Origin of the sequence: Streptomyces himastatinicus ATCC 53653 (assembly GCF_000158915.1) — a bacterium.
GTDB lineage: Bacteria > Actinomycetota > Actinomycetes > Streptomycetales > Streptomycetaceae > Streptomyces > Streptomyces himastatinicus.
In genome coordinates this window covers 10,739,064-10,761,663 of record NZ_GG657754.1, presented here as the reverse complement: position 1 = coordinate 10,761,663, position 22,600 = coordinate 10,739,064, and the positions used below count along the sequence as shown (strand labels likewise).

Genomic DNA, 22,600 nt, shown 5'->3' with positions numbered 1-22,600 from the left:
GCGAACCTGCGGGCACCTTCCGTTGTACGGCCCTGATGAAAAACTGTCAACGCGCCTGACCTGCTTTGATGAATTACTTGCAGACCCTTTCGGGGCGCCGACCGCCCTGTTACGTTGGCTTCGCGCCGAGGCGACGAGCCGCTCGCGGACTCCCGCCGTCTCGCGATCGCACCACCCCGGAACGCGCCGCGCGAGCGACGGCCCGCCCGCGCCTCCTCGCGCTCCTCGCCTCCAGCGCGCGTTCCTCCGGAGCCGAAACCCAGCCGAAGGAGACGATGATGTCTGGACCTCCCGCATGAGCGCCGGGCACGGCGCCGAGTACGACTACGTCGTCGTCGGCGCGGGCACGGCCGGTTGCGTCCTCGCCGCACGCCTGTCCTCCGACCCCGGGACACGCGTACTGCTGATCGAGGCCGGCCCGCCCGCGGACCGCGGCCTGCTGGTGCACATGCCCCTCGGGGTCGGGCTGTTGTCGGGGCGCGAGGGAATCGGCTGGGGGTACGAGACGGAGCCCGAACCGGGACTGAACGGGAGACACATTCCGGTGCCCCGTGGCCGTCTGGTCGGCGGGACCGGCTCGATCAACGGCTCCACCCACGTCCGCGCACACCGTCTCGACTACGACGACTGGGTCACGGCGGGTGCCACCGGCTGGGGCTGGGACGACCTCGTTCCCTACTTCCGCCGCTCCGAGAACAGTTGGCGCGGCGACACCGAACACCACGGCGGCTACGGGCCCGTCACCGTGTCGACCTCCCCCGGAAGAAGCACCTTCGGACGGCGGCTCGACCGCGCCGCCCGATCGCTGGGCATCGGGTTCCCCGACGACACGCAAAGTGGCGACCCCACCGGCGCCGGCCAGAACGAGACCGCCATCCGCCGCGGACGGCGCCACAGCACCGCGGCCGCCTACCTGCGCCCCGCGCTGCGGCGACGGCCCCACCTCACCCTGCTCACCGGGGTGTTGGTGGACACACTCCTCCTGGAGAACGGACGCGCCACCGGCGTCCGCGTCGTGAAAGGCGGACGGAGCCGGGTGGTCCGGGCGACCCGCGAGGTCGCGCTCTGCGGCGGAACGTACAACTCGCCGCAGATACTGATGCGTTCAGGCATAGGACCGGCCGAGCACCTGCGCGGGCACGGCATCGAATCGGTGGTGGACCTTCCCGGCGTCGGCGCCAATCTGCAAGAGCATCCGGCCGCGCCCGTGCTGTTCGACGTCACGGAACCGGTGACTTTCCACGAGCACCTGCGCGCGGACCGTCTGGTGCGCCACGCGCTGCGCTGGCTCGTCGCCGGGAGCGGCCCGCTGGCCCAGATGCCCGAATTCCTGTCGGCCTACGTCCGGACCCGCCCCGGTCTGGACCGCCCCGACGGATTCCTCGGCATCCTGGCCGGCGGGTTCGACGCCCGGCCCTGGTTCCCCGGCGTCCGGCCACTGCGCAACCGCCGCTGCGTGGCCCTCAACGCCGTCGCCACCCCACGCAGCCGTGGCGAGGTCCGGCTGCGGTCCGCCGACCCGACGGCCACTCCGCGCATCACGTTCAACCTCCTCACCGAGCCGGAGGACGTCGTCGCGCTGCGGGAAACCGTGCGCACCACGCTGGCCATCCTGCGCAGCCCCGAGGTCGCCCCGATGATCGGGGCGGAACTCGCACCGGGCCCCGGCATGACCACCGACCAGGACCTCGACCGCTATCTGCGGGAGACCGGCTACTCCGCCAACCACGCTTGCGGCACCTGCGCCATCGGCACCTCCGAGAGCGCCGTCGTCGACCCCGATCTGCGGGTCCGCGGAATCGACGGGCTGCGCGTCGTCGACGCGTCGGTGCTGCCGAGCGTGCCCGGCGCGAACATCAACGCCACCGTCATCGCCGTCGCCGAGAAGGCGTCGGACCTGATCCGCGGGGTCCCGGCCGCCTCCGGTCCCACCGCCGCCCCGCTCCCCGAGAGGACCGCAGGATGAGGGAACCCCTGACCTACGCCATCGCGTACGGCGCGGCCGAGGCCGCGCTGAAGGCGGCCCGAGCCGAGGGCGCGCGTATCTGCGTCGTGGTCGTGGGCCGCAGCGGCATCACCAAGGTGCTGCTCGGCGACGACGGAGTCGGACCCATCGGGGTCGAAACCGCGCGCCGCAAGGCCTACACCGCGGCCGTCACCGGCATGACCACCTCCGCGTTCGCGGCGCTCGCCACGGACCCGGCCATGGCCGCCGCCCCGCCCCATCTGGTCGACGGCCACCTGCTGCCGGTACCCGGGGGACAGCCGGTGGTCGTGGACGACGGCGAGGTCATCGGCGGCATCGGCATCGGTGGCGCCGACGGGGCCACCGACGACCGCCTCGCTGTGGCGGCGCTGAAGAGCATCACAGGGCTGCTGGCGTAAGCGCGAACGCACGAGCCCACCTCAGGGAACGACAGCCGAAGGAGCACACGATGATCGAAGATGTCCTTGTGGTCGAGGGCGTGGCACACGACTACAACTTCCTGCCCGAGAACTGCGTCGACCCGGCCTTCGGCCGCGCGATCGGCGAGCACATGTACCGCCAGCACCAGAAGTTCGGCGGCCCCGGCTACGCCATCGAGAAATCCCTCTATCTCAACCACGGCGCGGGCGCCGAAGCCATCGGGCGGTCGATCCTGGCGGAGAGCCAGTCCGACATCATCATCTACCACGAGACACCGATCTACGGACACTTCCGCGACGGCGGCTCCCGTCTGTCCAGCGGCCTCACGATGCGGGAGCTGTGGCCGAACCGGGTGCTGGTCTACGGCGCGGTGTCCCCGCTGCGGCCGGGCGCGGTGGACCGTGTCGACGAACTGGTCGACGAGCACCGGGTGAACGCGCTCAAGCTCTACCCGATCGACCTGGTCGAGGGCCGGGTCACCTCGCTGGACATGAGTGATCCGGAGGTGTGCTACCCGGTGTTCGAGCGGGCCGTGGAGCGCGGGCTGAAGGTCGTGGGCATCCACAAGGCGCTCCCGGTCGGCCCCGGCCCGGCCCACGCGCTGCGGATCGACGACATCGAGGGCGCCGCGGCGGCGTTCCCCGACCTGACCTTCGAGGTGGTGCACGGCGGGCTGGCGTTCGTCGAGGAAACCGCGATGCTGATGGAGTGCGCCCCGAACGTCGTGGTCAACCTGGAGGTGACCTCCGCCCTGGCACGGACCGCGCCGCGCCGGTTCGCCGAAGCGATCGGGGCCTTCCTCGCGGTCCCGGGCGGTGCCGAGCGCGTCATCTGGGGCACCGGAGTCATCGCGGCCCATCCGCGCCCGCTGATCGAGGCGTTCTGGGATCTCGATACACCGCGGGACCTGATCGAGGAACGCGGCGTGGAACCACTGACCCTGGACGCCAAGAAGAACATCCTCGGCCGCAACTTCCTGCGGCTGCACGGCATCGACGAGGCCGAGCTGCGCGCCACCATCGCCGGCGACGAGTTCGACACCACCGAACTGGCCCAGCCCTGGGGCGGGAAGACCGAGTCCGCGACGAGCGTGGTGGCCTGATGGGTGGCGTCACCGAGGCCCGGATCCGAGAGGTGCTCAACGGCATCACCGACCCGTGCAGCATCACCGCCGGGGTCCCGGCCGGGATGGACGACATGGGACTGATCAGCGACATTCAGGTGCGTGACGACAGCGACGACGGCGGCGGGCAGCGGATCAGTGTGATGTTCGGGCTCACCGACCCCACCTGCATGCTGCTGGGCTCGTTCGCCAACGAAGCGCGCGAGCGGCTCGCCGCGCTGCCGGGGGTCACCGCTGTCGACGTCACACTGGACCACGAGATGGAGTGGACCCCGGACATGCTCGCACCGCACTATCAGCAGCGGCTCGCCGAACACCGCGAGAGAAGGCGCCGTACGCTCCCCCTGCTGGCCGTAACCGCCCGGGGGCGAGCCGGTGACCAGTGACATCACGCGGGTGCGGGCGAACAACGCCGACGTCATGGGCCGTTTCATGGAAGGGCTCAGCCGCGCACCGCGTCCCCCCGAGCAGACCGCCCAGGCCGACGTCCGGGTGGTGCGCGACCTCGCGTACGGCACGGACCTGCGGATGGACCTGTATCTGCCGCAATCCGCGCCGACTCCCACACCGGTGATCGTGTGGCTCGCGGGCGGTGGCTGGCGCAACCAACGGCGGGGGTACGGGCCCCGGTTGACCCGGCTCTTCGCCGAACGCGGATACGCCATGGCGGACATCGAGTACCGCTCCTCCGAGGTCTCCCCCTGGCCCGCCCCACTGCATGACGTCCTCGCCGCGCTGCGCCACTTGCGCGCCATCGCGGACACCCATGCCCTGGACCGGGCGTCGATCGGACTGTGGGGCAGCTCCGCGGGCGCGCACCTGGCACTGCTCGCGGCCTTCGCGGCCGACGCCGACGGCTCCCCCGCGGAGCCCGGTGTACGAGCCGTGGTGGCGGGCTATCCCCCGACGGATCTGCTGCGTCTCAACGACGACGCCCTGCCCGGTGGGGTGCTGGGCGTGGACCTCTCCGATCCGGCCTGGGGCCTCCTTGGCGGACGCCCGTCGGACCGGGCCGCCACCGCCGTCGAGGCCAGCCCGGCCCGGCAGGCCCACCCGCGTGTACCGCCCGTGCTCCTGCTGCACGGCGACGCCGACCTCCTCGTCGGACCGGCACAAAGTCACCGGCTCCACGACGCCCTGCGCGCGGCGGGCGCCGAGTCCCATCTGCTGCTGGTCCACGGCGCCGACCACGGCTTCCTCAACACCGGCGACTGGGAACTGCACCCCATGACGGCCACCGCGCTGTCGCCCCGCGCCCCGGACGTCGAACGCCCCGTGCTGCTGACCCCCGCACTGATCGAGCGCTTCTTCGACCGCCACCTGCGAACGGATCCATGGCATGCCTGACACACCACCGCGCTACGACACCATCGGCCGCGCGCTCTCCCATCTCGCGCTGGCCGCCGTCTTCGTCTCCGGAGGCCGCCACGTGTGGCGGCACCCGGACGGCCCCGCGCGGGGAGCGGAAACCTTCCTGAAGCGGTGCCGCCGTGCGGCGCCACTCCTGGACCGGTTCACCGACCGCCAGCTGGTCCGCGCCAACGCGGCCGTCCATGTCACCGCGGGAGCCGCACTGGCGGCCGGGATCGCGCCCGCGGCCTGCGCGACGGCGCTCACCGGCTCGCTGGTCCCCACCACCCTCGCCGCCTTCCCCTTCTGGACCCAGCCCGATGGCCCGCAACGCGCCCACCAGCAAGGCGACTTCCTCAAGAACCTCGCCCTCGCCGGGGGCCTGCTCGCCGTCATCGTCCATGACGAGCGTCGAACCCGGCGCGCCTCCGGGTAGGACAATCACCACGCCCACGTCAGGAGGACCCTCACCATGACCACCACCACTCCCGCGGTGCCGGACCGGCAACGTCACGTCGAGGACGAGTTGGTCCGCACGGTGCTCGCCTCGTTCCACAACACGCCGGATGCCCGGCTCAAGGAACTCATGCAGGGCCTGGTGCGCCACCTGCACGCCTTCATCCGCGAGGTCCGCCTCACCGAAGCCGAATGGCAGCAGGCCATCGACTTCCTCACCGCCACCGGCCACATCACCACCGACCGCCGCCAGGAGTTCGTGCTGCTGTCCGACGTCCTCGGCGCCTCCATGCAGACCATCAACGTCAACCACGAGGCCACCGCGGGCGCCACCGAGGCCACCGTCGTCGGCCCGTTCTTCGTCGAAGGCTCCCCCGAGATCGCCCCGGGCGGCGACATGGCCGCAGGCGCCCCCGGAGAACCCTGCTGGGTCGAGGGCACCGTCACCGACACCGACGGCAACCCCGTCCCCGGCGCACGCCTCGAGGTATGGGAAGCCGACGAAGACGGCCTCTACGACGTGCAGCACGACGACGGCCACCTGGCCGCCCGGGCCCACCTGTACACCGACGACCAGGGCGCCTACGCATTCTGGGGACTCACCCCCACGCCGTACCCCATTCCCCATGACGGGCCCGTCGGAACCCTGCTCGACAAGACCGCGCGCTCACCCCTGCGCGCTTCCCATCTGCACTTCATGGCCGCCTCGCCCGGCCTGCGCACCCTCGTCACCCACATCTTCGTCGAGGGCGACAGCCTGCTGGGCTCCGACGCCGTGTTCGGCGTCAAGGAATCCCTCGTCAAGCGCTTCGAACGGCAGCCGGCCGGCACACCGGCTCCCGACGGGCGCGACCTGTCGGGACGGAGCTGGTCCCGGGTGCGGTTCGACATCGTGCTCGCCCCTCAGCGGACATGATCTCCACGCACAGAAGGAGAAGGCTCACGTGCGGTTCGAGCATGAAACCCTGGCGCAGCGCGTGTGTTTCGCACCCGGCGACGCTCCGGCGGCGGTGCGCGCCGAGGTGGAGCGGCTGGGCGGCTCCCGGGCGATGGTGATCGCGGCCCGCTCCGTGGCGGGTCTGGACGAGAAGGTCACCGCCCAGGTGCCGGTGGCGGTCCGCCACGACGAGGTGGTGATGCATGTACCGGTCGCCTCGGCCGAGCGGGCACGCGCCGTGGCGGCCTCACACGAGGTGGACCTCCTGGTCAGCGTCGGCGGGGGTTCCACGACCGGACTCGCGAAGGCGGTCGCGCTGACCAGCGGGCTCCCCATCGTGGCCGTACCCACGACGTACGCGGGGTCGGAGGCCACCAGCGTCTGGGGCCTGACCGAGGGGACCCGCAAGACGACCGGCGTGGACGCGCGGGTTCTGCCTCGTTCGATCGTGTACGACGCGACGCTGACGCTCTCCTTGCCGGTGGCCATGAGTGTGGCTTCGGGGCTCAACGCCCTCGCACACTGCGTGGACTCCCTGTGGGCGCCGCGCACCGACCCGGTGGACCAGGCGCTGGCGGGAGAGGGCATCCGCGCCCTGGCGGCGGGGCTGCCGACCGTGGTGACCGACCCGACCGGGCTCGAGGGCCGCGAGCGGGTCCTGTACGGGGCCTATCTGTCGGCGGTGGCGTTCTCCTCGGCGGGCTCGGGACTCCATCACAAGATCTGCCATGTGCTGGGTGGCGCGTATGACTTGCCACACGCCCAGACGCACGCGATCGTGCTGCCGTACGTGCTGGCGTTCAACGCACCCGCCGCCCCGGAGGCCGAGCGCCGGATCGCGGAAGCGTTCGGCGCGGCGTCGGCCGTTGAGGGCCTCCAGCGGCTGCGTCGTGCGGTGGACGCGCCGGAAGCACTGCGCGACCACGGGTTCGACGAGGCGGATATCGATGATGCCGTACGCGCGATCCTGGAGGTGGTCCCGGCCAACAACCCGCGCCCTGTGGCCCGTCATGATCTGAGGCGACTGTTGCGAGCCGCATGGCACGGTGCCGACCCGTCGAGTCAGCAGTGATGAACCGGCGGCCGGTCAAGCAACCGTCTGGACGCGCACGGGCAGGGCTGCCCATGAGCGCAGGGTGTTGTTGGGGTGCCGGTGTGGTGTGCCGGTGAGTTCGATCCGCTGGACGCGGCGAGCCAGGGCGGTCAGCAGCGCCTCGGCCTCCAGACGGGCGACGTGCTGGCCGACGCACTGGTGCGGGCCCATGCCGAAGCCGACGTGGCCGGAGGGGTCACGGGTGAGGTCGAAGCGGTCGGGGTCGTGCCAGCGGCCCGGGTCGCGGTTGGCCGCGCCGAGGAACATGAGGATCTTCGTCCCTCTGGGGACGACCGTGCCCGCAACGGTGACGTCGGTGGTGGCGGTGCGGAAGAAGGTCTGCACGGGTGACTGCCAGCGGACTGCTTCGTCGAAGGAGGTTCGCGCCAGCTCCGGCCGCTCCCGCAGTCGTTGCCATTCGCTGGGGTGGGTGGCGAAGGCGTACAGGCAGGCCGCCAGGCCGTGCACGGTGGTGTCGACACCGGCGGTGAGCAGGGACCGCACCACCAACGGTGCCTGTTCGTGCGTGAGATCACCACGGTCGGCGGCGGCCCAGATCTGCGCGCCGAAGCCGTCCGCACTCAGCGCCTCCCGGGTGCACTGGGCGTTCACCCATGCCGAAAGCTCGGCCACCCTGTGGGCGTCCGCCGCGACGAGGTCGTTGCGCGGGCCGAACGCGTTGAAGGCCATATTTCCGTACGGCAGGAGGTTCTCCCGGCCGTCGGGGCCGAGGCCCACGGCGTCAGGGAAAGCACGAAGCGGGAACGCCTCCGCCAGTGCCACGAAGGCGTCGAACTCCGTTGCGTCACGGAGGACTTGGTCGACCAGTTCCTCGGCCACCGCGGCCCACCTCGTGCGCAGACGGCGAAGGGCGGGCGGGGCCAGGATCTCGCTCAGCACCCGACGCGGTGCGTCGTGGCGTGGCGGGTCGGCCTCCAGGAGCAGGCTCGGCGGGCGCCACGGCTTCTCATGACGGAAGTTGGCCAGGCCCACACCGGAGCCCGACTCGAAGTGCTGCCAGTCCGCCAAAGCGGCGTGCACGTGCTCGTAGCGGGCCAAGGCGTGGACGTCGTAGCGCGACAGGTACACGACCGGGCCGGCCTCGCGCAGAGCCTGGTGCAGCGGTTCGGGGTCCAGCAGGACCTCGTGGGCGAACGGGTCGGCGTCACTGACGGGCAGCGCGACGGCACGCTCCAGTGCCTCGGACATCATGGCTCCTCGGGAAGGTGGAGATCTCAGAGATCGTGGAGATCTCAGAGATCGAGGACGAGACGGTCGCCGCAGGACCGGGATACGCACACGAACATGCAGTCGTTCGCCCTCCGTTGCTGGTCGGTGAGGACGGAGTCCCGGTGGTCGGGTTGCCCTTCCAGCACCGGCGTCAGGCAGGTGCCGCAGGTTCCCTGCTCGCAAGAGGACAGCACGTCCGCGCCGGCGCGACGCACCGCCTCCAGCACCGAGACCTCCGGGGTGACGGTGACGGTGTGTCCCGTACGGCGCAGCTCCACCTCGAAGGGTGTCTCCCGTACCGGCCCGGTCTGCGCGGCTGCGGTGAAGCGCTCGAAGCGCAGGGCGTACGGCGGCCAGGCGGCGCAGGCCGCTTCGACGGCGGCGAGCAGCGGGGCAGGGCCACAGCAGTACACCTTGGTGCCGGGGCGCGGCGTGCCCAGCAGGGCCGCGAGGTCCGGCAGCCCGAGTTCGTCCTGCGGGACGACGTGTACCCGCTCGCCGTAGGCATCCGTCAGCTCCTGGCGGAAGGCCATCGACGCCCGGGTCCGGCCGCCGTACAGCAACTGCCAGTCGGCACCCAGCAGTTCGGCCTGGTGCACCATGGGCAGCAGCGGGGTGATGCCGATGCCGCCCGCGATGAAGAAGTACTTCTCCGACGGCACGAGGGGGAAGTGGTTGCGCGGGCCGCCGACCCCGACGCGGTCCCCCGGACGCAGTCGGTCGTGCACATATGCGGAGCCGCCGCGCCCCGCCGGTTCCCTCAGGACGGCGATCCGGTAGGTGTGCGCGTCCCATCGGTCGCCGCACAGGGAGTACTGCCGGGTCGCCCCTTCCGGCAACACCAGGTCGATGTGGGAACCCGGTGTCCAGTTCGGCAACCGGCCACCGTCCGGGCGCGCGAGGGTGAGCGACACGACGTCCTCGGCGACACGCTCCCTCGCGGCGACCACCAGAGTTGCCGCGTGCCCGGGCGTCGACTGCCCCGCGCCGACTCCGGACTCGGCATCCGTAACCACGCTGCTTCCCGCCACGTTGCCCTCTCCCGTCGTTGGGTTGCAGGCAGGATGCGCGGCCGCCACGGGCCGTCGCGACGGCATTCTCAATCAGTGAGAGACGAACGTGCGGCGCACCTCGGATGGCCCTCGCACTGCCGTCAGTTGAGGCCACCCGCATCGCGCGGCCGCCCCGGGGAACCCGCCGCCCCCAGCGCCCGGGAGACACCACGTGCCGCGGTCCGCACCACCGGCACGACGGACGCGGCCCCGGCCTCGTTCGGGACGATCACCGCCAGCGCGGCCACCACCTCACCGCGTGCGTCACGCACCGGCGCCGCGATGCCCAGGGCCTCCGGGTGCACGTACCCGGGGCAGCACGCGTACCCCTGCCGACGGACCTCGGCCAGCACGGCCCGCAGCCGCGCCGCGGTGGCCGGAGTATCCGGCGTGTAGCGGTGCAGCGGCTCGTCGAGCACCCGCCGCCGCAGGTCGGCCGGGCCATGGGCGAGGAGGACCAGACCGCTGGAGGAGGCGTGCGGCGGAAGGCGGCCCGCGATTCGGGTGTAGTTGATGACCGCGCCCGGTGCCGTCAGCCGCTCCAGGAACAGCACCTCGTCGCCGTCCAGCACGCCGAGCTGTACGTGGTGGCCGACGACATCGTGGACGCCCTCCAGGAACGGCATGGCCGCGTTGCGCAGCGGCAGGGTGGGCGAGGCCCGGGTGGCCAGTTCCCACATGCGCGTGCCGACCCGGATCCGGCGGTCGGCGTCCCGGGTCAGGAGCCCGTACGAGACCAGCTCGGCCACCAGGCGCGACGCGGTCGCCACGTGCAGCCCCGTACGACGGGAGACCTCCGAGACGGTCAGGGCCGACTCCTCCGGCGTGAACGCCTCGAAGATCCGTACGGCCCGCGCCAGGACCGACTCGCCGTTCTGTGTCCTCACCTCGTCATCATCGGATCTCTCCCGGACGCGTCAAGCCCACGGCCACTCGTTTATGGGGACGCGCGGCGCAGGCAGGGCGGACCCGTGGCTCGTCACAGCAGCCCTCGTCCGCACCGGAGCTCCCACCGAACGTGGCGTGCTCGTCAAACGATCCGACGGGAACGCCCCCATCCTGCCGCCGACGGGGCTGGTCAGCTCCTGTCCGGAGGATCATCGACTCCGCCGGTCGAGCCTTGTTCAGCTCTGCGGGCTCAGCCCCGCCACGGCCAGCCGGAAGAGCCGGTCCGCCTGGGCGGCGGGGTCGGGGTAGTGCTCCGTGGCCAGGGCGATGCCGACGACCAGGGTGATCAGGTCGGCGACCGTGACGCCCGCCGCCACCGCGCCCTCCTGCGCGGCGCGGTGCAGCAGAGGGCCTGCTGCCTCTTCCAGTGCCGCCGAACAGCCGTTCTCGTGCACCGGGCCGTCGTAGGCCAGTGCGGCCGCCAGCCCCCGGGCGGAGACGGAGTAGGCGACGACGTCGCTCAGCCATTCCAGGAGCGCGTTCCGGCTGTCGCGCCGACCGGTCAGGTCGTGGGCGCGGGCGCACAGGGCGTCGATGCGTTTCCGGGAGACCGCCTCCAGCAGTGCGCGGCGCGTGGGGAAGTGGCGGCGCACGGTCGCCGAGCCGACCCCCGCAGTGCGGGCGATCTGTTCCAGGGAGGCGTCGGCGCCATGGGCGGCGACCTCCTCCTCGGCCACGGCGAGGATGCGTGTGTAGTTGCGGCGAGCGTCCGCACGTTGGCGCTCGGGCATGGCGTCAGCTCCAGGATTGCTAAGTGGCGGGCCCCGCCGTATCGTACCGGAGCAGAAACGGCGGGCCCCGCCGTTTAATGGACGAGTCCCCGGGGAGCACCATGTCCACAGCCGCGCCCGTCCTGGTCACCGGTGCCACCGGCAAGCAGGGCGGGGCCACCGCCCGCGCACTGCTCGCGGCGGACGTTCCCGTCCGCGCTCTGGTGCGCGACCCGGCCACCGACCGGGCCAAGGCCGTCGAGGCACTCGGCGCCGAACTGGTCACCGGCGATCTTCACGACCTCGATTCCGTGATCCGGGCCGCCGAGGGCGCCCGCGCCGTCTTCTCCGTGCAGATGCCCGGCATCACCGCGGAAGGCTTCGACTTCGAAGGCGAGGTGGCCCAGGGCGTCAACCTCGTCGAGGGCGCGAAGGCCGCCGGAGTGCCGCAGTTCGTGCACACGTCCGTCACCGGCGCCGGGCGGCACACCGAGGCTCCCGGCTGGGCCGAAGGCCGCTGGGCCCCGATGGAACCCACCCTGGGCGCCAAGAGCGCGATCCAGGACCGGGTCCGCGCGGCCGACTTCCCTCACTGGACGCTCCTCAAGCCGGGCTTCTTCATGGAGAACTTCCTCCCGTCCATGGCGTTCCTGTTCCCGCTCGGCATCGAGGGCGGCCTGGTGAGCGTCCTGAACCCCGGGACCCGGCTGTCCCTGGTCGCGGTGGACGACATCGGCAGGGCGGCCGCCGCGGCCATCGCCGCGCCGGAGCGATTCGACGGGGTCGAGCTGGAGCTGGCGAGCGACTACCTGTCGATGACGGAGATCGCCGAGACCCTCTCCCGCGCCCTGGGCACGCGACTGTCCGCTCCGGACATGACCGAGGAGGAGGCCTTCGCCGCCGGAATGCCGGCGATGGGCGCCCACCACGAGTGGCTGAACGTGGTCGGCCAGCCGGGCCGCCCGCAGTACGCGAGGGAGCTCGGCATCCCCCTCACCAGCTTCGAGGAATGGGCGCGGGAGCACATGCGGCCAAGTTCGGCTCGCGTGGCGAGGCGTAGCCGGGTGAGCACCGACTCGTATTCGTCCCGGCCTCCCGAGTAAGCCTCATCGCCCACGAGCACGCCACCCGCGGCGAGGCCCTGCACGTCCCGAAGTCCCCGGCTCCGCTAGGCCACGGCTCAGTCCCGCAGCGGTCCTGCCAGTCGTCCCAGCAGTCCCGTGACCAGGGCGGTCTGGGCGGGCACGGTGTCGGGGTAGATGAACTCGCCCTGGGCGTGGGCTCCGTCGCCGACCGCGCCTATGCCGCACAGTACGGGCAGCCCGAGGGCGGCAACGAAGTTGGCGTCGCTGGCGCCGCCGACGGCGGCGTCGGGCAGGTCGTCGCGGCCCTGCTCGCGGGCGACCTCTCGGGCGAGGGCGAGCAGGGGGGCGGAGGCGGCGTTGAGGGTCATCGGCGGCCGGTTCCAGGTGTGTTCGATGTCGATGCGGACGCGGGGGTCGCTGATCTGGATGGCGTCCAGTTCGTGGTCGACACGGGCCTGTTCGGCCACGCTGCTGACGCGGATGTCGACGCTGGCGGTGGCCTGCCCGGCGACGACGTTGGTGGCGGAGCCGCCGTTGATGAGCCCGGTGTTGATCGTGGTGCCCTGGTCGGGGGCGGCGACGGCCGCGGCGGCGACCACGAACTCGGACAGCGCGGTGATCGCGCTCGCCCCGTTCTGAGGTGCGAGCCCGGCGTGCGCCTCGACGCCGGTGGCAGTGACCCGGAAGATCCCGGAGCCCTTGCGGGCGGTCTTGACCGCGCCGTGGGCGGTCGGCTCCAGCACCAGCGTGACGTCGGCCTTCTGCGCGACCTCCTCGATCAGCGGTCGCGAGGACAGGGAGCCGATCTCCTCGTCGCCGTTGAAGAGGAAGGTGACGGTGGGCACGGGTGCGCCGCTCTCCCGGGCCAGTTTCAGGGCCCAGATGCCTTGGGCCAGGCCGGTCTTCATGTCGAAGATGCCCGGCCCGCTGAGCTTCTCCCGGCCGTGGTCGGACGCCTCCGGCTGCTCCCACCCGGCGAGGGTGCCGGTCGGCCATACGGTGTCGTAGTGGCCGACGAGCGCGACGTGCCCGGCGCCGGTACCGGTGTAGGTCAGGGTGAGGGTGTCGCCGTGCTCGCCGCCGGGGTGGCGCTGTTCGCGGTCGGGCCGGCCGAGCCGGTGGACGGCCAGGCGCCGCAGGAGGTCCAGGCCCGCCGCCAGGGCGGGCAGGTCGTAGCTGCTGCTCTCGTGGCGGACGAGGGTCAGGATGTCGGTGATGATCTCCGACGAGACGTCCTGGGCTCGGGAGGTGAGGGCGGCAGCGGGCGATGCGGTCATGATCTGCTTTCTCTTGGAGGGTGGTGGGCGACGTTCCTCGGCAGTCGGGGTCAGCTGACGCCGAAGGGAATGCCAAGCAGGTACCAGGCCACGAAGAACGCGACCCAGACGACCCAGACGGCGGCGGCGATCGGGATCGTGAAGGAGGCCAGGGTGCCGATGCCCGCGGACTTGCGGTACTGCTGGATGAAGCCCAGGGCCATCACGAAGTACGGGCTCATCGGGGTGACGCAGTTGGTGACCGAGTCGGCGACGCGGTAGACGGCCTGGGTGACCTCGGGTTCGATGCCGATCAGCATCAGCATGGGCACGAGCACCGGCGCGGCCAGCGCCCAGAGCGCGGAGCCGCTGGTGATGACGAGGTTCATGAACGTGATCAGCACGGCGACGCCGACCAGCACGGTCCAGCCGTGCATGTCCAGGCCACGCAGCGCCTCCGCGCCCTTGACGGCGAGGATGTTGCCGATGTTCGTCCACTTGAAGTAGGCGAGGAACTGGGAGATCGCGAAGAACAGGACCAGGATCGGCGCCATCGACCGGGTTCCGTCGACCATCGCGGCGATGATGTCGCGGGAGGCGGAGAAGGTGCCGGTCATCCGGCCGTAGACGGTGCCGAGCACGGCGAAGAACACGCCCAGGACGAGCGCCATCCCGCCGATCAGCAGGGAGTCGACGATGCCGCCATCCTCGCCGCGCAGCGGTGAGGACGAGGGGATCATGGCCACCGCCAGGAACGCGATGAAGCCGATGGCGACCAGCCCGGTCACGCGCAGCGCGCGGCGCTGCTGTCCGGTGACCTCGATCGCCTCCAGCTCCGCGGCGTCCGGCGCGGCGACCGGCGCGTCGGGCTCCAGGTCGGAGCGGCGGGCGAGGACCTTGTCGACGACGAAGGTGATCACCAAGGCCACCAGGGCGGAGGAGCCGAGCCCGAAGAAGTAGTTGGCCACCGGGGTGACGACGTAGTTCGCGTCGATGGTGTGGGCGGCGGCGGTGGAGATCGAGGACAGCAGTACGTCGGTGGTGGTGAGCGATGGGGAGGCGTCGTACCCGGCGGAGATCGAGACGTAGGCGACGATGCAGCCGAGCACCGGGCTGCGGCCTGCCGCACGGAAGATCAACGCGCCCAGCGGGATGAGGGTGACGTAGGCGGCGTCTCCGGCGACATGGCTGATCATGGCCGTCATCGACAGGGCGAAGGTGAGGTACCTGCCCGGCACCCGCGCGACCATGCGGCGCAGCAGGGCGGAGAACAGTCCGCTCCGCTCGGCGACGGCGATGCCGAACATCACGGTGAGGATGGTGGCCAGGGGCGGGAAGGCCGCGAAGTTGTCGACGGCCCCCTCGACGGCCATGGTGAGGCCGTCCTTGCTGAGCAGGTTCTCCACCTTGATGGTCTCGTGCGTGCCGGGGTGCACGGCGCTGACGCCGACCGCCGCCAGCACGGCGCTGAGGACTGCGACGACCCCCGCGAGGATCCAGAACAGCCAGAACGGGTTGGGGAGTTTGTTACCGACCTTCTCGATCGCCGCGAAACTGCGGAACGCGGTGCGCAGGGCTCTCGACTGGGGCTCGGTCGGCTGAGGCGGAGCGGAGGTGGCACTCATCGGTACCTCTTTGTGCGTACGAGGGATGTTCCTGCGAACAATGACACTCAGGCGAGAGATTCTCTAGTCTCAGGATGTAATAGTGGGATTAACCGGCAGGCTAAGGTGAATGACCATGACCCGCCCTCTCCTCGACGAGCTCGACCGGCGCCTCATCGGCGCGCTGCATCTGGCACCCCGGGCCACCTGGGACGACATCGGCGGGATCCTGGCCGCCGACGCCAGCACGCTCAAGCGCCGCTACGACCGGCTGAGCGAGGCCGGAATGGTCCGCGTGATCGGGCAGGCCGACTGGGGCATGCACTCGACGACGATGCCGGTGCACGTTTTCCTGGACATTACCGGCGAAACCCCGCTCGCTGTCCTCCACCGGCTCCGTGACCTGCCCCACCTCCAGCTTCTGGCACAGATCTCCGGCGACTATCCCCTCTACGCCGTCGTCCACGCCCCCTCCGAGGCCGCCACCAGCGAGGCGATCGACCGGATGTTCTCCGTCCCCGGCGTCCGCCGCGTCAACGCTCTGCCCGCCCTCAGCACCCTGCGCCGGGGAATCACCTGGGACCCGCAGTTCCTCACCGACACCGAACGCGCCGGGCTGCTGGAGCTCACCGGCGCCCGCCCCGAGGGCACCGCCACCGCGACACCCCCCGCCAAACCGCTCAGCGAGGCCGAACGCACGGTCGTCGCCCAGCTGATCCAGGACGGCAGGGTCTCCGCCGCCGGCGTCGCCCGAACCGCCGGTCTGGCCACTTCCACCACGCACCGCGTCGTGCGCCGGGTCCTCGACGAGGGATGGGTCAAACCGCGCCTGGAGATCGTGTCGGAATGGCTCGGCTTCCAGACCCCCTTCATGCTCCACCTGCGAGTGGCCCCGGGTGACACCCCCGACGTCATGCGCCGCATCGACCAGCTCCCCCAGACCCGGCTCGTCGCCCACGTCGCCAGCGACATGTCCGTCCTCGCCATCGGCCTGGTCACCGAACGCTCCGCCCTGGCGCTCTTCGTCGACAACGAGCTGGCCAAGATCCCCGGCATCCTCGCCGTCAGCGTCGACGTCATGCTCGCGGAACCGCGCCGCTACTGGCTGGACCGGGACCTGGACTCCGGTCTCGGCGAATTCCACGCGCCGACGCTGCTGTAAGCAGCCCTCACCTTCCCGGGTTGAGAGAGGATCACCGGGTGGACAACTCCGAGAACGTGACGCGTCGTTGGGCGAAACATGTGCGCGAGGAGGGGTGGAGCGAGCGGACCGCGTTCCACGCCGACGGCCGGGCGTGGACCTTCGCGGAGGTGCTCGACGGGGCGGCGAGGGTGGCGACCGGATACCGGTCGTACGGCCTGCGCGCCGGCGACCGGGTGCTGCTCGCCTTACCCGACAGTGTGCAGATGGTGTGGTGTCTGCTCGGCGCGTGGCAGGCCGGTCTCGTCGCGGTGCCGGTGAACGTCCAGATGAGCCGGGAGGATCTGACACGCGACGCGGTCACGGCCGAACCGGCGCTTGCCGTGGTCGACTCGGAGACCGCCGGGTGGCTCGGTGACACCGGGCTGACTCCGACCACCGAGGTCGGTCCGCTCGTCGCGGCAGAGCCGGACGAGGGGTTCGCCGCGGGCGGGGACGCCGCCGCGCTGGCCGTGTTCACCTCCGGCACCACCGGGGCGCCGAAGTTGTGCTTCTTCCGCCACCGCGACCTCGGCGCTCCCCGCGCGCCTGGTCTGGTGAGCGGCCCCGACACCGTCGGGCTCTCGGTGTCGCGCATGTATTTCGTGGGCGGGCTGAGTGCGTCGGTGTTCACCACCCTGGAGACCGGGCAGATGGCCGTGCTGTCGCGGCCCCGGGCGACCCCGGCCGCAGCGGTCGAGCTCATGCGCCGGCACCACGTCACCGTCCTGTTCGCGCAGCCGAGTTTCCTGGCGCGGCTGCTGCTCGAACCCGGCCACGCCGAGGTGCTGGGCAACGTCCGTCAGGCCTTCTGTGCCGGGGAGGTGCTCTCCGCGCGACTGCGCGAACAGCTGGTGCCCATCATGGGCGACCGGCTGCTCAATACCTACGGCACGACGGAGGCCGGTGGCGTTGCCCTCGGCCTGCCCGCGGACTACGACGTGCCGTCGGCGGTCGGCCTGCCCCTGCCCGGCAGGCCGGTGCGTGTCGTCGACGCGGGCGGACGGGAGCTGCCCACGGGCAGCAGGGGCGAGCTGCACATCCGCGTCCCCGTCGCCACCCGCGGCGTCGCCCGCGGCGGCCTCGGACCCGACATCCTGACCGACGTGTGGTGGCCGACCGGCGACCTCGCCTCGATCGACGGGAACGGTGTCGTGCACGCGCACGGCCGGCTCGACGACGTCGAGGTGATCGGCGGAAAGAACGTGGTGCCGAGCGAGGTGGAACGCCTGCTGGAGAGCCACCCGCGCGTGCTGGAGGCGGCGGTCAGCTCCGTGCGGCGCTCGGCCGGAGACATGAGCCTGCGCGCCTACGTCGTCGCCGCCGCGGCACCGGGCTCGCCCGAGGAAGGGCCGGGGCGGGGTGACGACGCACTTGCCGCCGAGTTGGTCGAGCTCGCCCGGTCCACCCTGTCCTGGTACAAGGTTCCGCAGGATGTCGTATGGCTGGACGCACTGCCCCGCAACGGCAACGGCAAGGTAGTGCGCAGGGTGCTTCGCGCACAGGGCGACCAGTTCGTCTAGCCACGGGAAACTAGTCAATTTGGGGTTGGCTTTCTGCAAGAGTCACCAAAATCGTTCTCGAACGGTCAGGTGATCGATATTTCCGCTCAACCTTCGCAGCAGAGCGGGCGGTACCGGTTAGTCGTGCCGAGCGTCGCGGCATCGGTCGTACCGCGTGCGCCGAAGGCCGTCCTCCCGTATCTCCAGCTGGCGCGGATGCACGCGCCCATAGGCAGTTGGCTGTACCTCCTCCCCGGTCTGTGGGGGATCGCGCTCGCCTCGTCGGGGCCGCCCGACTGGCGGCATGTGCTGCCGTTCGCGGTCGGTGCGGTGCTGGTGCGCGGCTTCGGCTGCACCGTCAACGACCTCGCCGACCGCGAGGTCGACGCCCGGGTGGCACGTACCGTCGCGAGGCCGATCCCGGCCGGTACGGTCACGGTCGCGGGGGCGCTTGTCTTCGCCGTGGTGCAGGCGGTGGCGGCGCTGCTCGTGCTGGCTGTGGCCAGCGTTCCGGCGGCGGTGCTCGTGGCCGCCTCGTATCCGCTGGTGGTCGCGTACCCGTTCATGAAGCGGATCACCTACTGGCCGCAGGCGTGGCTGGGGATGGTCTTCGGCTGCTACATCCTCGCGGGTTGGCTCGCGGTGGCCGGGAGGATCGAGACTCCCGCGCTCCTGCTCTACGTCGCCGGTTTCTTCTGGACGCTGGGGTACGACACCATCTACGCCCACCAGGACAAGGCGGACGACGTGCAGGTGGGGGTGAAGTCCCTCGCGCTGCGCCTCGGCGGGGCGACCCGGCCCTGGGTGGCCGGGTTCTACGGGGCGACCGTGGTCGGGATCGTGGCCGCCGGAGCCGTCGCGGGTCTGCACTGGACGTTCTACGCACTGTTCCTGCCGGGCGTGGCGCAGTTGTTCTGGCAGGTGGCGGCGGTGGATATCGACGACCCCGCCGACTGCCGGGAGAAGTTCGTGTCGAATCGCTTCTTCGGGTGGCTCGCGCTCGTCGCCATTGTTGCGGGGAGAGTCTTTTGAGGCATGCGGATCCGTCGTCCGAACGCACGGAGTCGCGCAGCCTGGCCCGGTTCGTATCGCTCCTTCAGGAGCCAGGGAGGTTGGCCACCGGGGTGCTGGAGGAGTGGTGCGGTGCTCCGGTCACCGTGGAGGTCCGCCACCGGGCGGATGGCCGGTTGCTCATCCCGTCGGCCGAGCGGACATGCGGCCGGGGATCGACGCAGGCGGAGGCGCAGGCGGAGGGAGACGCCTTCTTACCGCCGGAGCGGGTGGCCGAGCTGATGTGGCTTTCGCCGGGTGCCCGTGTGCAGTTCCGCACCGTTCACCTGCGCGCCGGGACCGACAAGGTCGTCACCGCGAGCGCCGTCGTGGCGCTCGACCGCATCAGCCCCGAGGAACGCTCCGTTCTCAGCACCACCGACACACCGCTGGGGCGCGCGCTGGCCGCGGGTGGTGGTGTGCGGCGCGTGATGGTCGCGTCCTCCGAACCGACCCGCCTCGAACCCGCCGTACGACCACCCGGCGACACCGGCGCTCCCGTGCTGATCGTCACCGCGCTGCTGTGCCGTGGGACCGTGCCCATCGGTCTCGTACGGGAGACTTTCCTACGAAGTCTCCTCGATCGAGACGCCGTTCACGACGCATGAGGGATCACATGCCGAACTCTCCCGCCGCGGTCTTCGAGCGGCTCACCACCACCGTCACGCCGGTCCACAGCACGATTCATCTCGGCACCGCCTGCGTGCTCGGCGGCAGCGTCGCCGGCCTGGTCGCGGCGCGGGTGCTCGCGGACCACGCCGACCGTGTCGTGATCATCGAGCCCGACCACCCGGAAGCCGCCGTGAGCGGCGCGGCTCGTCCCGGCGTCCCGCAGGGCCCCCAGGTGCACCTCCTGCTGCCCGGCGGACACGCGCAGCTCGAACGCTTCTTCCCTGGTGTCGTTGCGCAGGCCCTCGCCGAGGGTGCTGTCTTCTGCGGTCCGGAGCGCACCGCCACCTACCTCGACGACGTCGAGCAGATAGCCACCCCCAACGCGCGGTTCGTGGGGAGCAGTCGCCCCTTCCTGGAGTCGCTGATCCGGCGGCGCACGCTTGCACTGCCGGGCGTCGAGCTGGTGTGTGGACGCGTCACCGAGCTGCGGTACGCGCGCGGCGCGGTCGAGTCGGTGCGCTACGCGAGCGGCGGCGACCACGTCGTCGTCCCGGCCGACTTCGTCGTCGACGCCTCCGGTCGCGGCAGCAGGCTGACCGACTGGCTGGAGCGGGGCGGCTGGCCCCGCCCGGAGACGGAACGGCTCCCGGCCGACATCCGCTACCTGTCCGCCCGCTTCACGCGCTCGACCGACTGGGACGGCCCCCTCAGCGGCATCTCCCGCTACAGCCCGCACTTCCCGAAGGACATCGCCGGAGCGGCGGTCAGCCCGATCGAGAACCAGCAGTGGGCGGTGATGCTCTCCTCCTTCGGCAACGGCGCGGAGTGCCGCACGTCCGATGAGTTCGTCGCCCGGTGCCGGGAGCTGCCACCGATCTTCCAGGAAGCCGTCAAGGGCGAACTCGTCGGCGAGGTCGTCCCGTACCGCCACCCCGACAGCAGGTGGCGCCACTTCGAGGCGCTCGACCGCTTCCCCGCCCGCCTGGCGGTCGTCGGCGACGCCGTCGCCTCGTTCAACCCCCTGTACGGGCAAGGCATGTCCTCGGCCGCGCTCCACGCCTCCTGCCTGTCGGAGTACCTGCGCTCCGGCCCCGACCTGAACGTCCCCGCCCGGCACTTCCTCGAGCTGGAGAAGGTCGTCGTCGAAGCCGCCTGGCAGACGTCCACGGCCGGCGACGCCATCCGGCTGGGCCTGGCCGCGCCACCGGACACTCAGCAGGAGCGGCGGCGGGCGTGGGCCATGCGGCAGGTGCGGGAGGCGGCGGGCCGGGACGAGCAGGTCGGCACGGCCCTGCGGGCGGTGGGGTTCATGACCGCCCATCCCGCGTCGCTGATGGCACCGGAGTTGGTGCTTCGCGCTGCGCGGGTCAACGGTATGCCGGAGGAGCGGATCCGGCAGGAGTACACGATGACGGAGACGATGTGACGGACCGGACGACGCAGACAGCACTCGACCGCTACATGGAACTCGCCGACCGCGCGGTGCGGGACCCGTCGGCGCTGGAGGAGCTCCCCACGATCTTCGCGCCGGACGCCACCGTGAGGCTGCGCGACGAGCCGGTGACCGGCATCGCCGCGATCATGGAGTTCTACCGGGCCTTCGTAGCGGCGGTGGCCGAGAGCAAGCACTACTGGACGACCACGATCCTTGAGGACGGCACGATCGAGTCGCACTGGGTCGTCGCGGCGCGCCGGGCCGACGGCAGCCTGATGACCGCGGCCGGGATCGAGCACGCGACCGTCGACACCGACGGGTTGATCACGAACCTGCGCAACCGGTACATCCGTCCGCCCGGCTGACGCATTGGATCACCGGTTTCGACTCCGCCACCGGCGAGGGCACCGTGGTCTCGGTCAACAGCCACGGCAAGGGCGACGGCGGCACCCCGATGTACGGCCCGACCCTCGACAAGACCGCGCGAGCCGCCCAACGCGGCTGAGCGCCGGGCGCCTCGTTGAGCTGATCAAGTGCCCTGTCCGTTCGGACAAGGCGCGGGCCCCCTCCGCCGTGGGGCGGAAGGGGCCCGCGGGGCCCCCGGGTGGCCGTTTCTCAGAACGTCCACTCGTGGTTGGCGTTCGACCTGCACGGGCCGATGGCCAGTGAGGCGCGAGGGTCACCCGTGCCCCGGGCGCCCTTCACCGCCAGGCACTGCTGATTGCTGGCGTAGTTGTGGATCCAGAACTTCTTGTCGCCCCGCTTCTCCAGCCACCACAACTGGTTGTCCTTGGTGGTGCCGTCGCAGTGGAACTCCGTGACCGTCTGGCCGTGGTCGGCACCGCCGTAATACGGCAGGTCCATGCACAGGCCGTCCTTGCCGTTACGGATCTGGAAGAGGTTGGCGGAGCCGGGCCCCTGGCCCTTGTACCGCACCTCGAAGTTCCAGATCTGATTGTCGGCGTCCGTGCCGTCGCAGTCGTACTGCCGGACCGGACCGTCGACCTTGCCCTTGCCGTAGTAAGGGATGTCGGCGCACTTGCCGGTGACCGCGTTCCTGAGCAGGACGTTCTTCTTGTTGGAGTAGTCGATCGGGGCCACGGACCGCTTCGGCGACGCCTTTATTCCCTCCTTGGGGACGGTGCGGGACGCCTCCTGTACCTCCTTCGTGGGGCTCTGGCTCGGCTTGGCCGAGCTCTCGGGGGCCTTGGACTTCACCTTGGCCCTGGCCTTGGTCTTGGAGCTCGGCTTGTCGGCGGGCGGCGACTTCGGGGCGTAGGCCCCAGGGGCGCCGTCCTCGTCGCTCGTCGGCATGGTGCGGGCCGACGTCTCGCGGGCCTTCGCCGCCGGTTCGCTGTCGTCCTCGTTGTTGGTACCGGCGACCAGGAACGGTATGGCGATCAGCAGCGCGCCACCGATGCCCGCCGCGGCCAGCAGCGCCTTGGTCGGGCGGCCGGACGGCGGATCGTCCCCGTCATCCGACGCACCGTCTCCCTTGGACGCGCTCGGGGGGCTTCCCCCCTCGGTGGCGACCAGGGAACCGACGTCGGCGTCGCGCTGGTCTTCGCTC

General features: G+C 71.2%; 22 protein-coding genes. 15 read left to right on the top strand and 7 right to left on the bottom strand.

Features of this window, described 5'->3' with window-relative positions; genetic code table 11:
* The first annotated feature begins 295 nt into the window (after nucleotides 1-295).
* The 8 genes from SSOG_RS45265 to SSOG_RS45230 are packed head-to-tail and all read left to right on the top strand — an operon-like array spanning nucleotide 296 to nucleotide 7,345.
* Nucleotides 296-1,966, top strand: coding sequence for a GMC family oxidoreductase (locus tag SSOG_RS45265; RefSeq protein ID WP_039940315.1), 1,671 nt, complete (start codon nucleotides 296-298; stop codon nucleotides 1,964-1,966).
* Nucleotides 1,963-2,385 carry a GlcG/HbpS family heme-binding protein gene (locus tag SSOG_RS45260; protein ID WP_039940314.1) on the top strand — a complete coding sequence of 141 codons (423 nt, stop codon included), beginning with the start codon at nucleotides 1,963-1,965 and terminating at the stop codon, nucleotides 2,383-2,385. The genes SSOG_RS45265 and SSOG_RS45260 overlap by 4 nt, the downstream gene beginning before the upstream one ends.
* 50 nt (nucleotides 2,386-2,435) lie before the next feature.
* Entirely contained in the window at nucleotides 2,436-3,509 is a 1,074-nt protein-coding gene (locus SSOG_RS45255) for an amidohydrolase family protein (RefSeq protein ID WP_039940312.1), read from the top strand.
* On the top strand, nucleotides 3,509-3,916 hold the full coding sequence (locus SSOG_RS45250; RefSeq protein WP_009721040.1) for a metal-sulfur cluster assembly factor: 408 nt from the start codon (nucleotides 3,509-3,511) through the stop codon (nucleotides 3,914-3,916). Before SSOG_RS45255 ends, SSOG_RS45250 begins: the two co-directional genes overlap by 1 nt.
* The gene (locus tag SSOG_RS45245) at nucleotides 3,906-4,877 is read left to right on the top strand and encodes an alpha/beta hydrolase (protein ID WP_009721039.1); all 972 of its coding nucleotides are present in this window, start codon (nucleotides 3,906-3,908) and stop codon (nucleotides 4,875-4,877) included. Before SSOG_RS45250 ends, SSOG_RS45245 begins: the two co-directional genes overlap by 11 nt.
* On the top strand, nucleotides 4,870-5,316 hold the full coding sequence (locus SSOG_RS45240) for a DoxX family membrane protein (RefSeq protein WP_009721038.1): 447 nt from the start codon (nucleotides 4,870-4,872) through the stop codon (nucleotides 5,314-5,316). Before SSOG_RS45245 ends, SSOG_RS45240 begins: the two co-directional genes overlap by 8 nt.
* Nucleotides 5,317-5,352: 36 nt before the next feature.
* A complete protein-coding gene (locus tag SSOG_RS45235; RefSeq protein WP_009721037.1) occupies nucleotides 5,353-6,252 on the top strand; it encodes a dioxygenase family protein in 900 nt (299 codons plus the stop codon).
* Nucleotides 6,253-6,280: 28 nt separating this feature from the next.
* Nucleotides 6,281-7,345: a maleylacetate reductase gene (locus tag SSOG_RS45230; protein WP_009721036.1), complete on the top strand. Its 1,065-nt coding sequence runs from the start codon at nucleotides 6,281-6,283 to the stop codon at nucleotides 7,343-7,345.
* Between the two features lie 15 nt (nucleotides 7,346-7,360).
* Here the strand turns inward: SSOG_RS45230 and SSOG_RS45225 are convergent, their stop codons facing one another.
* The 4 genes from SSOG_RS45225 to SSOG_RS45210 form a co-directional block, all read right to left on the bottom strand.
* Complete coding sequence (locus SSOG_RS45225) at nucleotides 7,361-8,578, bottom strand: cytochrome P450 (protein ID WP_245606539.1); 1,218 nt, start codon at nucleotides 8,576-8,578, stop codon at nucleotides 7,361-7,363.
* A gap of 41 nt (nucleotides 8,579-8,619) precedes the next feature.
* Complete coding sequence (locus tag SSOG_RS45220) at nucleotides 8,620-9,627, bottom strand: PDR/VanB family oxidoreductase (protein ID WP_039940311.1); 1,008 nt, start codon at nucleotides 9,625-9,627, stop codon at nucleotides 8,620-8,622.
* 122 nt (nucleotides 9,628-9,749) lie between these two features.
* Nucleotides 9,750-10,535 (bottom strand): IclR family transcriptional regulator, encoded by a 786-nt coding sequence (locus SSOG_RS45215; protein ID WP_009721033.1) that lies wholly within the window; start codon nucleotides 10,533-10,535, stop codon nucleotides 9,750-9,752.
* 237 nt (nucleotides 10,536-10,772) lie between these two features.
* Entirely contained in the window at nucleotides 10,773-11,327 is a 555-nt protein-coding gene (locus tag SSOG_RS45210; protein WP_009721032.1) for a TetR/AcrR family transcriptional regulator, read from the bottom strand.
* A gap of 101 nt (nucleotides 11,328-11,428) precedes the next feature.
* Between SSOG_RS45210 and SSOG_RS45205 the strand changes: the two genes are divergently transcribed.
* Nucleotides 11,429-12,409, top strand: a complete 981-nt coding sequence (locus tag SSOG_RS45205) for an NmrA family NAD(P)-binding protein (protein WP_078510680.1) — start codon at nucleotides 11,429-11,431, stop codon at nucleotides 12,407-12,409.
* 77 nt (nucleotides 12,410-12,486) lie between these two features.
* Here SSOG_RS45205 and SSOG_RS45200 read toward each other — a convergent pair whose 3' ends face one another.
* Entirely contained in the window at nucleotides 12,487-13,668 is a 1,182-nt protein-coding gene (locus tag SSOG_RS45200) for a M20 family metallopeptidase (RefSeq protein WP_009721030.1), read from the bottom strand.
* Between the two features lie 50 nt (nucleotides 13,669-13,718).
* Nucleotides 13,719-15,272: an AbgT family transporter gene (locus tag SSOG_RS45195; RefSeq protein WP_009721029.1), complete on the bottom strand. Its 1,554-nt coding sequence runs from the start codon at nucleotides 15,270-15,272 to the stop codon at nucleotides 13,719-13,721.
* A 115-nt stretch (nucleotides 15,273-15,387) separates the two neighbouring features.
* On the opposite strand from SSOG_RS45195, the gene SSOG_RS45190 reads away from it, so the two are divergent.
* The 6 genes from SSOG_RS45190 to SSOG_RS45165 all read left to right on the top strand — a co-directional run bounded on the left by SSOG_RS45190 (nucleotide 15,388) and on the right by SSOG_RS45165 (nucleotide 21,395).
* Entirely contained in the window at nucleotides 15,388-16,413 is a 1,026-nt protein-coding gene (locus tag SSOG_RS45190; RefSeq protein ID WP_039942839.1) for an Lrp/AsnC family transcriptional regulator, read from the top strand.
* 38 nt (nucleotides 16,414-16,451) lie between these two features.
* Nucleotides 16,452-17,954, top strand: a complete 1,503-nt coding sequence (locus SSOG_RS45185; protein ID WP_050800214.1) for a class I adenylate-forming enzyme family protein — start codon at nucleotides 16,452-16,454, stop codon at nucleotides 17,952-17,954.
* 123 nt (nucleotides 17,955-18,077) lie between these two features.
* Complete coding sequence (gene ubiA, locus SSOG_RS45180) at nucleotides 18,078-18,965, top strand: 4-hydroxybenzoate octaprenyltransferase (protein WP_039940309.1); 888 nt, start codon at nucleotides 18,078-18,080, stop codon at nucleotides 18,963-18,965.
* A gap of 80 nt (nucleotides 18,966-19,045) precedes the next feature.
* Complete coding sequence (locus SSOG_RS45175; RefSeq protein ID WP_039940307.1) at nucleotides 19,046-19,591, top strand: hypothetical protein; 546 nt, start codon at nucleotides 19,046-19,048, stop codon at nucleotides 19,589-19,591.
* Between the two features lie 8 nt (nucleotides 19,592-19,599).
* Nucleotides 19,600-21,021, top strand: coding sequence for an FAD-dependent oxidoreductase (locus SSOG_RS45170; protein WP_039940306.1), 1,422 nt, complete (start codon nucleotides 19,600-19,602; stop codon nucleotides 21,019-21,021).
* Nucleotides 21,018-21,395, top strand: a complete 378-nt coding sequence (locus tag SSOG_RS45165) for a nuclear transport factor 2 family protein (protein WP_039940305.1) — start codon at nucleotides 21,018-21,020, stop codon at nucleotides 21,393-21,395. The genes SSOG_RS45170 and SSOG_RS45165 overlap by 4 nt, the downstream gene beginning before the upstream one ends.
* Before the next feature lie 250 nt (nucleotides 21,396-21,645).
* Here the strand turns inward: SSOG_RS45165 and SSOG_RS45160 are convergent.
* The coding region (locus tag SSOG_RS45160; RefSeq protein WP_009721023.1) for an RICIN domain-containing protein at nucleotides 21,646-22,600 on the bottom strand (955 nt) is incomplete at its 5' end.